This window comes from Providencia sp. (assembly GCF_040396775.1).
In the GTDB taxonomy this organism is placed as follows: Bacteria; Pseudomonadota; Gammaproteobacteria; order Enterobacterales; family Enterobacteriaceae; genus Providencia.
The window spans coordinates 59727-75437 of record NZ_JBEBNT010000019.1; the positions used below are offsets into that span (position 1 = coordinate 59727).

12 protein-coding genes and 1 tRNA gene are annotated in these 15711 nt (G+C 43.3%); 3 read left to right on the forward strand and 10 right to left on the reverse strand.

Annotated elements, in window-relative coordinates:
• Positions 1-30: 30 nt before the first annotated feature.
• Complete coding sequence (gene rep / locus ABWP91_RS16810) at positions 31-2055, reverse strand: DNA helicase Rep (RefSeq protein ID WP_353244198.1); 2025 nt, start codon at positions 2053-2055, stop codon at positions 31-33.
• A gap of 567 nt (positions 2056-2622) precedes the next feature.
• Positions 2623-4098 carry a ketol-acid reductoisomerase gene (ilvC, locus tag ABWP91_RS16815; protein ID WP_353244199.1) on the reverse strand — a complete coding sequence of 492 codons (1476 nt, stop codon included), beginning with the start codon at positions 4096-4098 and terminating at the stop codon, positions 2623-2625.
• 177 nt (positions 4099-4275) lie between these two features.
• Between ilvC and ilvY the strand changes: the two genes are divergently transcribed.
• On the forward strand, positions 4276-5172 hold the full coding sequence (gene ilvY, locus ABWP91_RS16820; protein WP_353244200.1) for an HTH-type transcriptional activator IlvY: 897 nt from the start codon (positions 4276-4278) through the stop codon (positions 5170-5172).
• Here ilvY and ilvA read toward each other — a convergent pair.
• The 6 genes from ilvA to ilvL form a co-directional block, all read right to left on the reverse strand.
• The gene (gene ilvA, locus ABWP91_RS16825; protein WP_353244201.1) at positions 5164-6738 is read right to left on the reverse strand and encodes a threonine ammonia-lyase, biosynthetic; all 1575 of its coding nucleotides are present in this window, start codon (positions 6736-6738) and stop codon (positions 5164-5166) included. The genes ilvY and ilvA overlap by 9 nt on opposite strands.
• Before the next feature lies 1 nt (position 6739).
• On the reverse strand, positions 6740-8590 hold the full coding sequence (ilvD, locus tag ABWP91_RS16830) for a dihydroxy-acid dehydratase (RefSeq protein ID WP_353244202.1): 1851 nt from the start codon (positions 8588-8590) through the stop codon (positions 6740-6742).
• 67 nt (positions 8591-8657) lie between these two features.
• Entirely contained in the window at positions 8658-9584 is a 927-nt protein-coding gene (locus tag ABWP91_RS16835; RefSeq protein WP_219244983.1) for a branched-chain amino acid transaminase, read from the reverse strand.
• 11 nt (positions 9585-9595) lie between these two features.
• Positions 9596-9865, reverse strand: coding sequence for an acetolactate synthase 2 small subunit (gene ilvM / locus ABWP91_RS16840; RefSeq protein WP_273804707.1), 270 nt, complete (start codon positions 9863-9865; stop codon positions 9596-9598).
• Complete coding sequence (gene ilvG, locus ABWP91_RS16845; protein ID WP_353244203.1) at positions 9862-11508, reverse strand: acetolactate synthase 2 catalytic subunit; 1647 nt, start codon at positions 11506-11508, stop codon at positions 9862-9864. The genes ilvM and ilvG overlap by 4 nt, the downstream gene beginning before the upstream one ends.
• A 131-nt stretch (positions 11509-11639) precedes the next feature.
• Complete coding sequence (gene ilvL, locus ABWP91_RS16850) at positions 11640-11741, reverse strand: ilv operon leader peptide (RefSeq protein WP_071524553.1); 102 nt, start codon at positions 11739-11741, stop codon at positions 11640-11642.
• A gap of 480 nt (positions 11742-12221) precedes the next feature.
• Between ilvL and ABWP91_RS16855 the strand changes: the two genes are divergently transcribed.
• Positions 12222-13748 (forward strand): YifB family Mg chelatase-like AAA ATPase, encoded by a 1527-nt coding sequence (locus ABWP91_RS16855; protein ID WP_353244204.1) that lies wholly within the window; start codon positions 12222-12224, stop codon positions 13746-13748.
• Between the two features lie 74 nt (positions 13749-13822).
• On the opposite strand, the gene ABWP91_RS16860 is transcribed toward ABWP91_RS16855, so the two are convergent.
• Positions 13823-14161 carry a MaoP family protein gene (locus ABWP91_RS16860; protein WP_206083048.1) on the reverse strand — a complete coding sequence of 113 codons (339 nt, stop codon included), beginning with the start codon at positions 14159-14161 and terminating at the stop codon, positions 13823-13825.
• Positions 14162-14273: 112 nt separating this feature from the next.
• Between ABWP91_RS16860 and hdfR the strand changes: the two genes are divergently transcribed.
• Positions 14274-15119, forward strand: coding sequence for an HTH-type transcriptional regulator HdfR (gene hdfR / locus ABWP91_RS16865; RefSeq protein ID WP_353244205.1), 846 nt, complete (start codon positions 14274-14276; stop codon positions 15117-15119).
• 454 nt (positions 15120-15573) lie between these two features.
• On the opposite strand, the gene ABWP91_RS16870 is transcribed toward hdfR, so the two are convergent.
• Positions 15574-15649, reverse strand: a tRNA-Trp gene (locus tag ABWP91_RS16870).
• Positions 15650-15711 lie beyond the last annotated feature (62 nt).

The following is a 15711-nucleotide window of genomic DNA, read 5'->3' on the forward strand; positions in this document are numbered from 1 at the left end:
ATTCTAGTGTGGATTTTCAACTAATTGTTATTAATCATTTTTCTTACTTAGTCCTAATCGTGCTTTGATATCAGCTAATGCAGATTGCCCCTTTTGCATGCGCTCTTCGGCACTAACAACTTTTCGCTGTTGTTCCCACTCAAGGTCATCTTGCGGTAGCTCAAGTAAAAAACGACTCAGCTCAGGACGAATTAACTCTCCATATTGACGGCGCTCGCGGCAATGCGTGAAAAATAGCTCTCTTTGTGCTCGAGTGATCCCCACATAGGCTAAACGGCGCTCTTCATCGATATTATTTTCGTCAATACTGCTTTGGTGCGGAAGCAATCCTTCTTCCATTCCGACCAGAAAAACATAAGGAAATTCAAGCCCCTTGGATGCATGCAGAGTCATTAGCTGAACTTGGTCAGATTCTTCATCGTCTTCCCCTCGTTCCATCATATCGCGTAATGTAAAACGAGTGACCACTTGGCTGAGCGTCATCGGGTCGTTAAGTTCATCCCCTTCCACCATCTCACTCATCCAAGTAAACAATTGGTTGACGTTTTTCATGCGCATTTCAGCGGCTTTGGTACTGGTTGATGTTTCATACAACCAACTTTCGTAATCCATTTCACGCAGTAAATCACGTACTGCAATCAATGGCTCGCGCTCTGATGTACGAACGATACTGTCCATCCACTGAGTAAACCGTTGTAATGCCTCTAATCCTTTGCCTTTTAGGGTTTGTTCTAGCCCTAAATCAAAACTGGCTTGATATAAGCTTTTCCCCCGTTGATTCGCCCACTCTCCCAATTTTTGAATAGTTTTTGGGCCAATTTCCCGGCGCGGTGTGTTCACAATGCGTAAAAAGGCACTGTCATCTTCAGGGTTAGTCAGCACTCGCAAATAAGCCAGTAAATCTTTAATTTCAGGGCGTGAGAAAAATGAAGTACCGCCAGAGATACGATATGGAATACGGTTCTGCATCAACATTTTTTCAAAAATACGCGACTGGTGATTACCGCGATATAAAATCGCATAATCTTTGTATTCCGTTTTGTTGATAAAGTGATGGGCGATAAGTTCGCCAATCACCCGCTCCGCTTCATGATCTTCATTATTTGCCGTTAAAACTTTTAATGGCACGCCGTAACCCAGCTCAGAGAACAATTTCTTTTCAAATACATGGGGGTTGTTCGCAATTAAGATATTTGCAGTTTTTAATATTCGGCCTGAAGAGCGGTAATTTTGCTCAAGCTTAATCACGTTCAATTTAGGAAAATCTTGGCTAAGTAGCACCAAGTTTTGCGGCCTTGCACCACGCCATGAGTAAATCGATTGGTCGTCGTCCCCAACCACCGTAAAACGCGCACGTTGTCCCACTAGCAATTTCACCAGTTGATATTGGCTGGTATTGGTATCTTGGTATTCATCCACCAGCAAATAACGAATTTTTTGCTGCCAGCGCTCACGCACTTCTTCATTTTGATATAACAAAAGCGTTGGCTTGCTGATTAAATCGTCAAAATCCAGTACGTTGCAGCTCTTTAAATGCAATTCATAACGGCGGTAACACTCTGCAAAGTGGTGTTCTTTTTCCGTTCGTGCCTGCCCGACAACTTGCTGTGGTGAGATAAGATCGTTTTTCCAATTTGAGATCGCAGAGATCAACTGCTGTAGCAGGTCTTTATCTTCTTCAAGTAAATCAAATGTTAGCTCTTTGAGTAATGCCATTTGGTCTTGGTCATCAAACAGTGAAAAATTGGCTTTGATGCCCAATGCCTTATATTCACGCTTAATAATTTCCAAGCCCAATGTATGGAAGGTTGAAATGATGAGCCCACGCGCCTCTTTTTTACCTAACGTTTGTGCGACACGCTCTTTCATTTCACGTGCAGCTTTGTTGGTAAAGGTAACAGCGGCAATTTGTCGTGGTTGATAACCACACTGGCGGATCAAGTGTGCAATTTTGTTAGTAATAACACGGGTTTTACCTGATCCAGCCCCTGCCAATACAAGGCAAGGGCCATCGACAAATTCAACTGCCTGTTGCTGGCCTGGGTTTAATCGCATGGTTTCTCTACATCACTTAGTTATTCAAAATGGAACTCGCTACAGATTGTAGCAGAAACCCAACCAACTCTTGAGCCGTTAATTCTCCCAATTGATAGAAAACAAAAAACCACACTATTCGCTGGAACAATGTGGTTTGGTTTTATTCTTTTACTACATCAATGCATTTTTCTAGACTATTCGCGTTAGAGGAAGGCGGCAAGTGGTGCTACCCCAATGAGCATACATTAGTATGTGACTTGGGTAGCAACATGTAGCCAACGCATCTACAGCCCAAAACAAAAAACCACATCATTCATCAGAACGATATGGCTTGCTTTGTTTTTTTGTTCTTTCTTTTACTACATCAATGTATTTTTCTAAACTATTCGCGTTAGAGGAAGGCGGCAAGTGGTGCTATCCCAAGGAGCATACATTAGTATGTGACTTGGGTAGCAACATGTAGCCAACGCGCCTATCACGCGAAGAGTGATGAAAAATTAGGTTATCCCAAGGAGCATACATTAGTATGTGACTTGGGTAGCAACATGTAGCCAACGCGCCTATCACGCGAAGAGTGACGAAAAATTAACTTCCAACTGAAATTTTCTTCATATCCGTCATATAACCACGTAACGTCTTACCGATTTTCTCGATAGGATGATTACGGATTGCTTCATTGATATCACGTAGCTGCGCGTTATCTGTACCATTATCAGCAACTGGTTTCGCTAAATCACCTGCTTGTAACTTGGTCATGAAGTCTTTCAGCATCGGAACAGCTGCAAATGAGAACAGGTAGTTACCGTATTCCGCGGTATCTGAAATAACCACGTTCATTTCATATAAACGCTTACGCGCAATGGTGTTCGCAATCAGTGGCAGTTCATGCAGAGACTCGTAGTATGCTGATTCTTCTAAGATACCCGCTTCTAACATAGTATCGAACGCTAATTCAACACCCGCTTTAACCATCGCAACTAACAGAACGCCGTGGTCGAAATATTCTTGCTCTGCGATTTTTCCTGCATATTCAGGGTAATTTTCAAATGCAGATTGGCCTGTCTCTTCACGCCATGTCAGCAGGTTTTTATCATCATTAGCCCAGTCTGCCATCATGGTTGATGAGAACTCACCTGAAATGATGTCATCCATATGTTTTTGAAACAGCGGTGCCATGATAGTTTTCAGTTGCTCAGACAACGCATATGCGCGGACTTTCGCAGGGTTAGATAAACGATCCATCATCAGCGTGATACCACCTTGTTTCAGCGCTTCTGTGATAGTTTCCCAACCAAATTGAATCAATTTACCGGCGTAGCCTGGCTCAACACCGTCCGCAACCATTTTGTCGTAGCTCAGTAATGCGCCTGCTTGCAACATACCACACAGAATGGTTTGCTCGCCCATCAGGTCAGACTTAACTTCAGCGACAAATGAAGATTCCAGAACACCTGCACGATGACCACCAGTGGCAGCTGCCCATGCTTTAGCAATCGCCATCCCCTCACCTTTCGGGTCATTTTCTGGGTGAACAGCAATCAGAGTTGGAACACCAAATCCACGTTTGTATTCTTCACGAACTTCCGTACCTGGGCATTTTGGCGCAACCATCACAACAGTAATATCTTTACGGATTTCTTCACCCACTTCAACAATGTTGAAACCGTGTGAATAACCCAGTGCTGCGCCTTGTTTCATCATAGGCTGAACAGCACGAACAACGGTAGAGTGTTGTTTGTCTGGCGTTAAGTTAACAACTAAGTCCGCCGTTGGGATCAATTCTTCATAGGTGCCAACTTTAAAGCCGTTTTCAGTTGCTTTACGCCATGAAGCACGTTTTTCGCTAATCGCTTCTGCACGTAATGCATAAGCGATATCTAAACCAGAGTCACGCATATTCAGGCCTTGGTTCAGACCTTGTGCACCACAACCGACGATGACGATTTTTTTCCCTTTCAGGTAGCCAGCTTCGTCCGCAAATTCTTCACGTTTCATAAAGCGGCACTTGCCTAACTGAGCTAACTGCTCACGCAAATTCAATGTGTTAAAATAATTCGCCATTGTCATACTCCATTGTTCTGTTGTGTTCGTTATGTCAGGCAATCAATTTGCCTGTCGCTTATTTTTAAGCGTTTATGGATTTACTATATGCGATGTTTCGCATTGCTTAAATTGATATATTAACAATACAATGTTGCAATATTCGCAACATGGTTAATGACTTTATCAGAGGGCAGAATGGATATTCGTGATCTGAAACTTTTTTTACATTTAGCACAGAGCTGTCACTTTGGCCGTACCTCTAAAGCCATGCATGTCAGCCCTTCAACACTGTCTCGGCAAATTCAGCGCTTAGAAGAGCAACTGGGTCACCCGCTGTTTGTCCGTGATAATCGCTCAGTAAAACTCACACAAGCAGGTGAGCACCTAAAACAATTTGCACAGCAAACCTTGTTGCAGTATCAGCAACTACAGCATGCCCTTAATCAACAAAGCCCATCACTCAGTGGTGAGTTGCATCTTTTTTGCTCAGTCACTGCCGCATACAGTCATTTACCACAAGTTTTAGACAAATTCCGTGCTTTACACCCGTTAGTCGAAATAAAGCTCACCACCGGAGATGCCGCAGATGCGGTGGAAAAAGTGGAAGCCCACGAAGCAGATCTTGGTATTGCAGGCAAGCCAGAGCGTTTACCCGATAATGTGCGTTTCACCAAAATTGGTGAAATTCCATTGGTACTCATTGCCCCATCATTGCCTTGCGCTGTACGGTCGATGGTAACGGAAGCTGAACCTGATTGGTCAACAGTGCCGTTTATTTTGCCGGAACACGGCCCATCACGAAAACGCATCGAACTATGGTTTCGCCGCCATCACATCAATAACCCTGTTATTTACGCCACAGTATCTGGCCATGAAGCGATTGTATCGATGGTCGCGCTTGGTTGTGGTATCGCCTTGATCCCAAGTGTGGTGGTGGATAACAGCCCTGAGCCTGTTCGTAGCCGTATTTCACAACTCGATAATATTTCGATGGTGGAACCCTTTGAACTCGGCGTTTGCCTACTCAGCAAACGCCTAAGTGAGCCGCTCATTAAAGCGTTTTGGGAATTACTCCCAGACAACTCAATCTAAGGTTTTTTGGCTATCTTGTGGCGCTAGGAAAAAACGAAAAGAAGGGTTGCCTGTCTCATCGTGGTACTCATACCCTAGCGCATCAAGGTGCCTATCAAAACGCACTTCAGGTCCTGCAAGTTCAAACGCCGCCAGCACTCTCCCATAATCCGTGCCATGGCTACGGTAATGAAAAAGCGTAATATTCCAGTGTGTTCCGAGTGTTTCTAAAAATCTCAGCAACGCTCCTGGAGACTCTGGGAACTCAAAACTATACAGTCTTTCATCTAATGGTTTGGATGGACGGCCGCCAATCATATAACGCACATGAAGCTTCGCCATTTCATCATCAGATAAATCATCAACGTCATAGCCGTTACTTCTGAGCTCTTGGATAATTTCTGCACGCTCACCATCACGACCACTTAAGCGCACCCCAACAAAAATACAGGCGCGATCAGGGTCTGCATCCGTATAACGGTAATTAAACTCCGTGATAGCACGGTGCCCTAATAGCTGGCAAAAGCGTAAGAAACTGCCTTTTTGCTCAGGGATCGTTACCGCCAACAGCGCTTCGCGTTGCTCACCAATCTCACAGCGCTCAGAGACATAACGCAGCCCGTGGAAATTCATATTCGCGCCAGACAGGATATGTGCTAAACGCTCACCTTTAATGTTGTGCTGTTGGACATATTTTTTCAGCCCTGCCAGTGCTAAAGCGCCTGAAGGCTCGGCTATTGCACGGACATCTTCAAAAATATCTTTCAACGCTGCGCAGATAGAGTCACTATCTACCGTGATAACATCATCAACATACTGTTGGCACAACCTAAACGTTTCATCACCGATACGTTTAACGGCAACACCTTCGGCGAATAAGCCAACACGCGGTAAATCAACGGGATGCCCCGCTTCTAACGCCGCTTTCAAACACGCCGCATCTTCCGCTTCAACACCAATGATTTTAATCTCAGGCATCAATTGCTTGATGATAACCGCCACACCCGCGATTAGGCCGCCACCGCCAACTGGGATGAAGATGCGGTCTAGATGCACGTCTTGTTGTAATAACTCTAACGCAATCGTCGCTTGCCCAGCAATCACCGATGGGTGGTCAAAAGGTGGGACAAATGTATACCCCTCTTCTGCCGCCATAGCGATCGCTTTGGCTTTTGCCTCATCAAAATTCGCGCCGTGTAAAATGGCTTCGCCACCAAAGCTACGAACCGCATCCACTTTGATATCCGCCGTTGCTACAGGCATAACAATTTTGGCTTTAACGCCAACACGACTTGCCGACAGCGCAACACCTTGGGCATGGTTTCCTGCCGATGCAGTCACAACACCTTTGGCTTTTTGCTCTTCCGTCAACGTGGCAATCATCGCGTAAGCCCCGCGTAGCTTAAAGCTGTGTACAGGCTGCCTGTCTTCGCGTTTAACCAAAATCGTATTGCCTAAACGTGCAGATATTTTGTCCATTTGCTGAAGCGGAGTAACTTGAGCCGCCTCATAGACTGGCGCACTCAGCGCCGCCTTTAAATAATCAGCACTTGTTGGTGCTGCGGGTAATGGTTTTGCCGCTGCCACATCAGCCCCCTAATTTCGACTTATCGCGTACAGCGCCTTTATCTGCACTGGTTGCTAAGGAAGCATAGGCACGCAGAGCAAAAGAGACTTCGCGCTGACGATCACGTGGTGTAAAGGCTTTATCACCACGGGCTAATTCAGCTTCACGGCGTTGGTTAAGCTCACTTTCACTGACATCCAGTACCATCGTTCTTTTTGGAATATTGATATCAATAGTATCGCCATCTTGAACCAATGCTAATAAGCCTCCACTGGCTGCTTCTGGTGAAATATGACCAATAGATAGGCCTGAACTACCGCCCGAGAAACGGCCATCCGTGATAAGTGCGCAGCTTTTACCTAATCCCATTGATTTCAGGTAAGACGTTGGGTACAGCATTTCCTGCATTCCCGGTCCACCTTTTGGCCCTTCGTAACGGATCACCACCACATCACCTTCAACAACTTTGCCACCTAAGATTGATTCAACCGCATCATCTTGGCTTTCAAACACTTTCGCAGGGCCACGGAAGGTTAGGCTACCTTCATCTACGCCAGCTGTTTTGACGATACAGCCATCTTCCGCAATATTTCCAGACAGTACAGCCAGACCACCATCCAAGCTATAAGCATGCTCAATGTTACGAATACAGCCATTTTCACGGTCAGTATCCAGTGAAGGCCAGCGACAATTTTGTGAAAATGCTTTGGTAGTACGAATGCCCGCAGGCCCCGCAGAAAACATGGACTTAACACTTTCGTCTTTCGTCAACATGACGTCATATTGCGCCAATGTTTCTTGAAAGGTCAGTCCTAAAATATTGGTGACATTTTCTTGCAATAAACCTGCACGGCTCAATTCACCTAAAATACCAATTACCCCACCCGCACGGTGAACATCTTCCATATGGTATTTCTGTGTACTTGGTGCCACTTTACATAAGTGCGGGACTTTACGAGATAAGCGGTCGATGTCTTCCATCGTAAAATCAACATCTGCTTCTTGTGCCGCCGCCAGCAAGTGCAGAACAGTATTCGTCGAGCCACCCATTGCGATATCAAGGGTCATTGCATTTTCAAACGCCGCTTTATTAGCAATATTGCGAGGTAACGCGCTTTCATCATCTTTTTCATAATAGCGTTTCGTTAACTCGACAATACGTTTACCTGCGTTGATAAATAAGGTTTCACGGTCTGCGTGAGTGGCTAATAACGAGCCATTACCTGGCTGAGATAAACCTAATGCTTCAGTTAAACAGTTCATGGAGTTTGCGGTAAACATACCAGAACATGAACCACAGGTTGGGCAAGCAGAACGTTCGATTTGTTCGCTATCTGCATCACTCACATTCGGGTTTGCCCCTTGGATCATCGCATCGACTAAATCCAACTTAATGATTTGGTCTGAAAGCTTGGTTTTCCCTGCTTCCATCGGGCCACCAGACACGAAAATAACAGGGATATTGAGGCGTAATGACGCCATTAACATACCTGGAGTGATTTTGTCGCAGTTAGAAATACACACCATAGCGTCTGCACAGTGTGCATTGACCATGTATTCAACAGAATCAGCAATTAATTCACGAGAAGGTAAGGAATACAGCATTCCGCCATGCCCCATTGCAATCCCATCATCAACCGCAATTGTATTAAACTCTTTCGCTACGCCGCCTGCGTTTTCAATTTGCTCTGCAACCAGTTTACCAAGGTCACGTAAATGTACGTGACCAGGTACAAACTGAGTGAATGAGTTAACAACTGCAATAATGGGTTTTCCAAAATCAGCATCGGTCATTCCAGTTGCACGCCACAATGCGCGCGCACCCGCCATATTACGACCATGAGTTGTTGTTGCTGAACGGTACTTAGGCATATCTTTAACTCCCGTGTTTAAAACAGGCGGGGAACGTCCGCCTGTAACATCTATTTCAATTTAGTTATTAAGGGTTTACTGGATCTAACCAGCCCCATTTGTCTTCCGTTGTACCATTAAATAAACCGAAGAATGCTTGTTGAATTTGTTTCGTGACTGGGCCACAACGACCAATACCAACTTGGATACCATCAACGCTGCGTACAGGGGTAATTTCTGCTGCGGTGCCTGTCATAAAGACTTCATCAGCAAGGTATAGGGACTCACGTGATAGTGTTTGCTCACGAACTTCAATGCCCATATCTTTTGCTAAGGTTAAAATCGCATCGCGAGTAATACCGGGTAATGCTGATGACGTGAATGGAGGCGTGTATAAAATGCCATCTTTCACTTCAAAAATATTTTCCCCTGCGCCTTCTGAAAGATACCCATGAACATCTAATGCAATACCTTCTTGATAACCATGACGGCGTGCTTCGCTACCCACTAATAAAGATGATAAATAGTTACCGCCCGCTTTTGCACCTGTAGGGATGGTATTCGGTGCGACACGGTTCCACGAAGAAACCATCGCATCAATTCCCTGATCCAAGGCTTCCTCGCCTAAATAAGCGCCCCAAGGGAAAGCGGCTAAAATGACGTCAGTGTTATAACCATCTGGTGGATTAACCCCCATGCCAACATCACCGATAAAAACGAGTGGGCGAATATATGCGCTGACTAAGTTGTTTTTGCGTAAAGTTGCACGACAAGCTTCCATTAACTCTTCTACGCTGTAGCTGACAGGCATACGGTAAATTTTTGCAGAATCGTGCAAACGTTGCATGTGCTCACGGTGGCGGAAAACCACAGGTCCTTTGTGAGAATCGTAGCAACGGACGCCTTCAAACACTGATGTACCATAATGCAGAGCATGAGACATTACATGAACCTTTGCATCAGCCCATGGCGTCATTTCACCGTTAAACCAAATAAAGTCAGCTTTCTTAGTCATTTTTATCTTCCTTACATTGCACTTTGTGTGCGTAATAGTCGTGATTCTTGTTGTAGCACTTCAACTTCTGTAATGTCGGAAAGCTTAGTTAACTGAGCACAAAGCTGGGTTAACGGCCTTTGACTACTTACAGTCAATTCAATATTAACATTATCGCCATCTGGTGACTGTCCCATATTCATGGCATTTATCTTAAATCCTCGATGGCGAGTGACCCTTAATATACGCTCTAAAACCTCAGGACGGAAACGGGCCAATATCGAGAGTTGATGTTGCATCATAATGGTTTCTCCATCATTTTTTCATTACTCGCCCCTGGTGGAACCAATGGCCAGACATTTTCTAATTCATTAATTGATACCTGTAATAAGTAGGCACCTTCGCTATTCAATAATTCGTCTAATGCTGCATTTACTTGCGATTTATCTGTAATACGCTGCCCTTTAATGCCAAACGCACTGGCTAAAGCAACAAAGTCAGGATTATCCGTTAATATCGTTTCGCTATAACGTTGTTCAAAGAACAACTCTTGCCATTGGCGAACCATACCTAAACGTTGGTTATCCAATAAAAGAATTTTGACAGGTAACTGTTTACGTTTGATGGTGCCTAGTTCTTGGACATTCATCATGAATGAGCCATCACCCGATACACAAACTACAGTGTCTTCAGGCCTCGCGACTTGTGCACCTATCGCGGCAGGAATACCAAACCCCATCGTGCCTAACCCACTTGATGTTAAGAAGTTTTCAGGGGCATCTACCGTAATATGCTGTGCTGACCACATTTGGTGTTGCCCAACATCCGTTGTCACAACCGTGTTTGGCTTCATTTTATCGGACAATTGTTTCAATAAGAGCGGTGCATAAATAGGTTCGCCTGGGTGGTCATAACGCCATCCAAACTCTGTTTTCAGCTGTTGAACCTCGGCTTGCCATGGCGCAATTGATTTTTTCAACATTAATTTTGGTAATAACGCTTTTGCATCACCGTGTAAGGCTACGTGGGTTTGACGTAATTTATCCAGCTCAACGTGGTCAATATCGATATGAATAACTTTAGCATTCGGTGCAAAGGTATTTAATTTCCCCGTTACACGGTCATCAAAACGCGCCCCAACGGCAATCAGCAAATCACATCGTTGAACAGAAATGTTGGCAGCTTTCGTGCCATGCATTCCTAACATTCCTAGGTAATTCCCATCTTTTGGGTCGACGGCACCTAAGCCTTTTAATGTTGAAACAGAAGGCAATCCTGTATAGGTGATAAATTCCCTTAATTCAGGAACGGCACCAGACATCCCAACACCGCCACCGATATACAACATCGGTTTTTCTGATTGTTCCAGCAACGCTCTCGCTTGCTGTATCTCAGCCTCTGGAGATGACATTTCTTGCTCCACAGGCATTAAAAAAGGAGATAGCTCTGCGTGTTGCAACTGAATATCTTTCGGAATATCAATCAGTACAGGTCCAGGACGCCCACTATTTGCGATTGCGAAAGCTTCAGCAAGAATGCGAGGCAAATCATCTATCGATTCAACTAAAAAGCTATGTTTAGTACAGGCCAGAGATAGCCCTAAAACATCAATTTCCTGAAAAGCATCTGTGCCAATAAACGCGGAAGCCACTTGCCCTGTGATAGCAACAACAGGAACGGAGTCTAACAATGCGTCCGCTAACCCAGTAATAACGTTTGTTGCACCAGGCCCTGATGTAGCGATACAAACACCTGTTTTACCTGTTGAGCGAGCATAGCCAATTGCTGCAATCACTGCTCCTTGTTCATGCCTACACAGTAAATGTTCCACACCGCCATCATACAATGCGTCATACACTGGCATAATTGCACCACCAGGGTAGCCAAAAACAGTATCAACCCCTCGAGTTCGTAACGCTTGGACTAACCATTGTGCTCCTGTCATATTTTTCTCCTGCTGTCCGTTTTTATCTATTTGTATTTATTATGTTTTATTTATTATATTTGGGTTAACAAACATTCATGTCAAAAAAAACCCCGCGCCTTTCGGTGCGGGGTTCTCGTAAGATCTGGCTGTTATTTTAGCCTTCGTCGTCCAAGTGCAGCCCCGCACGGTGGGATAATAATCACCACCACGCTAATAATAATTAGGCTAACTGCTTGGATAAATGCGTTCATGAGTTTTACTTTTTTAACTTTTATTTGTTGTCCTTATTAAGAGGTATCATTTTAAAATCATTTTGACAACTTTTATTTATTTTATTTATTTTCAAAATGTTTACCTTTAATAAAATCAAATAGTTAAACTAAAAACAAAATAATAAACTAGAAAACAAACAGTAAGGCAGTAATTATCTATGATTTTCACAGCATAATCAGCTGCATCCTCCATGACCTTTTAATGTAAATGGCTAAATACCACTTCACTCAATTAGTCATTTTTTCTTAACTTTATCCAAGTTCTCATTAAAATGCACCACATCTCAAATAACCTCAATCCTAGGTATACCAACTTATAAAAGCCCTTCCCAAAAAAATGAAACAGTCAGGTAACTACATAAATAAATTATCGAGCAGCTTCGCAAATATTATTTTTATACGTTAAAAATCGGTTAGTTTTTAACAGAATATTACTCTGTTAATTGTATCGGAGGTTTTATGGCGCTAGCGATTGTTTACACTAGAGCTTCAATAGGCATGGAGGCACCACTTGTTACCGTTGAAGCACATATTAGTAATGGACTTCCAGGACTAACATTAGTCGGTTTACCCGAAACCGCGGTTAAAGAATCAAGGGATAGAGTCAGAAGTGCGCTACTAAATAGTGGGTTTGAATACCCAGCAAAAAAAATAACGATAAATTTAGCACCCGCTGATTTACCAAAAGAGAGTGGCCGCTACGACCTTGCAATTGCAATTGCTGTACTCGCATCATCAGGCCAGATTTCACACGAGGCTTTAAAAAAACATGAATTTTTAGGTGAACTCGCACTTTCCGGTGATATACGTTACGTCAACAGCGCGATCCCAGCGGCTCAAGCCGCATTAAAACAACAACGAACATTAATTATTTCGACTAAAAACCAGCATCAATTAAATTTATTGCCGGATAATAGCGTTCAATTTGTAAGCTCTCTATTAGAGCTTTGCCATTATTTTAATGGGAACAGTGAACTTAAGTTTAACTGCCAGATAAATCAACCACATCCATCAGCTAAAAATGACGATGATATCAACGATATTATTGGGCAAGAGCAAGGAAAGCGAGCACTCGAAATTTGCGCTGCGGGGGGGCACCATTTACTGCTTTTAGGCCCTCCTGGAACAGGTAAAACCATGTTAGCGAGTCGGCTCATTACATTATTACCCGCGCTTACACCTCAGGAGGCGCTAGAGGTCGCTTCACTACATAGTTTAAGCCAGATGACTCTCGGTACTGTTGATTGGCCAACGAGGCCGTTTAGAGCCCCCCATCATAGCGCATCTGTCGCGGCGCTAATTGGTGGAGGCTCGCTTCCAAAACCAGGGGAAATATCTCTCGCACATCACGGTATTTTATTTTTAGATGAATTACCTGAATTTAGTCGCGCTGTCTTAGATTCTTTAAGAGAGCCTCTAGAATCAAGAGAAGTTAGTATCTCTAGAACAAAAGCAAAAGTCTGCTATCCCGCTAATTTTCAACTTATCGCCGCATTAAATCCGAGTCCTACAGGGCACTATCAAGGGGAAACAAGCCGCTCCTCACCAATATGTATTTTGCGTTACCTTTCCCGCCTTTCTGGTCCATTATTAGACCGCTTTGATCTTTCCATTGAAATTCCCCTATTGCCTATCGGCGCACTCAGTAACCCAAACTATCAAGGAGAAACCAGCGAACAAGTACAGCAACGTGTTATTTACGCGAGAAATAAACAGTTAACACGAGCAGGTAAAATCAATAGCTTACTAACATCGAGGGAAATTACACAGTTTTGCTCACTCAATGCTAAAGACGCTTTATTTCTAGAACATGCGCTCAACAAATTAGGCCTTTCAATCCGAGCTTGGCATAAGATCTTAAAAGTTTCTCGAACTATTGCGGACCTCAATGAGTGCTCAAATATTGAGCGAGGACATTTATTAGAAGCTCTTGGGTACAGAGCAATGGATAAGTTATTGCTTCATTTGCAAAAACAAGTAAGCTGAGCGGAGGAGAAATAAAATGTTACTTACCGTAAAAATAAAGGGACCGAAGTCCCTTATCTTATACGATGGTAATATTAGTCATCTGTATCAGTATAGTCTTCCGATGGATCTATCTGTGGTTTACCACCAGATAACGTATGGAAGCGTTTTGGACGATTAATACGACTAGAATATTTTACCCAAACTTTTTCTTCTGGAGTAACAGGCTCGCGCTCACCGCGGCAAACAGCAACGAAGAGTTTTTCCTCGTCAGTTTGTGCAGCTCGTTTACCTGTATCAAGCTCATTAAAAGCTTGGCCTAGGCGCTCAAGCAACTGAGCTTCTTTAATGGTGAAATCACCATGACGAGAAAAGCCACGTGGGTAATGCTTATTATCAAAAAAACGATTAGTCGTGATGAAGCTATCTGCCATCTGACACACTCCTAACTTATTGCAGTCAAACTCTATATGGCGCGGAGTATTAGACAGCATTGGCAATCTGTAAAACAAAACATTTAAATCATCACGACAAAAATAATTGGAGATGTATGTGGACAGCGAGTTATTGAGAACTTTTTTAGAGGTTAGCAAGACTAGGCACTTCGGTAGAGCAGCTGAATCACTCTACTTAACGCAATCTGCTGTCAGCTTTCGTATCCGACAGTTAGAAACTCAACTGGGTACCAGTTTATTCACTCGTCATAGAAATAATATTCGATTGACCGCAGCTGGTGAACGATTAGTACCCTACGCTGAGTCTTTAATGAACACCTGGCTACAAGCCAAAAAAGAAATTTCTCATGCATCGCAACATACTGAGCTTTCAATCGGTGCTACAGCTTCTCTATGGGAAGGTTACCTCACTGATTGGATAGAAGACCTTTATACTCAGCATGATGAATTACGATTAGAAGCCCGCATTTCTACCCGCCAGTCACTCGTAAAACAATTACACTCAAGAGAATTAGATTTACTCATTGCCACCGAGCCACCAAAAATGGATGAGTTCGAAAGTACGATTATTGGAACTATCGAACTTCAACTTATGGCCTCACAAAAAAATATTGCTCTGACAAATTACAATTACATAAAACTTGAATGGGGAGCTGATTTTCATCCCAAAAATGAATCTGCACTCACTCAAGATGATACGCCAGTGATGATCACAACATCGGCCCATATTACACGCCAATTACTTCCTGTATCTCTTTCAGCGGCATTTTTACCTGTGCACTGGGTACATCAGTATCCTGCACTAAAAATGCTGTCAGAATCCCCTATAAGTAAGCCACTATATGCAGTATGGTTACAAAAAAATGATCAACAGGCTCTGATTAATCAATTGATTAAAACGCCAATAAAAAATGCACCATTGCATATAGCTAACTAGACTGGATGAGAAACACTCTCATTCCGTTTAGTGATAATGATATTAAACATCCTAGGATATATTTCACCCGCTTGGAATGAACTCAAAAGTGCTTAAAATAGCGCCTAAAATCTATTTCATTCAAAAATAAAAGCAAATTAAATGAAATCACCACCTCACTTTAATTTCCTTTTCTGAATCCTTTTAGCAAAAAATATATAAGCGTAAATTTATCCAAAGAGGAACAAACAAGAGTGGAATGTCATAATAATGCAATGAAATGATTTGGCAAAAAAGTCAAATAAATGAAATGGTTAAGTACTATTTTGGGGTGAATTTGGAGTATGTAAGAGGGGGGAATGGTGAATAAGAATAAATAATGGAAGGATTTTCGTGAAATTCAGATAAAGAAAAACCCGATTAATATAACCGGGTTATCAATAGATACTTCTTTTATTATTACTTAATTGGTAACTGGCAGGGGCGGAGAGACTCGAACTCCCAACACCCGGTTTTGGAGACCGGTGCTCTACCAATTGAACTACGCCCCTAAATTAGGTGGCGGAACGGACGGGACTCGAACCCGCGACCCCCTGCGTGACAGGCAGGTATT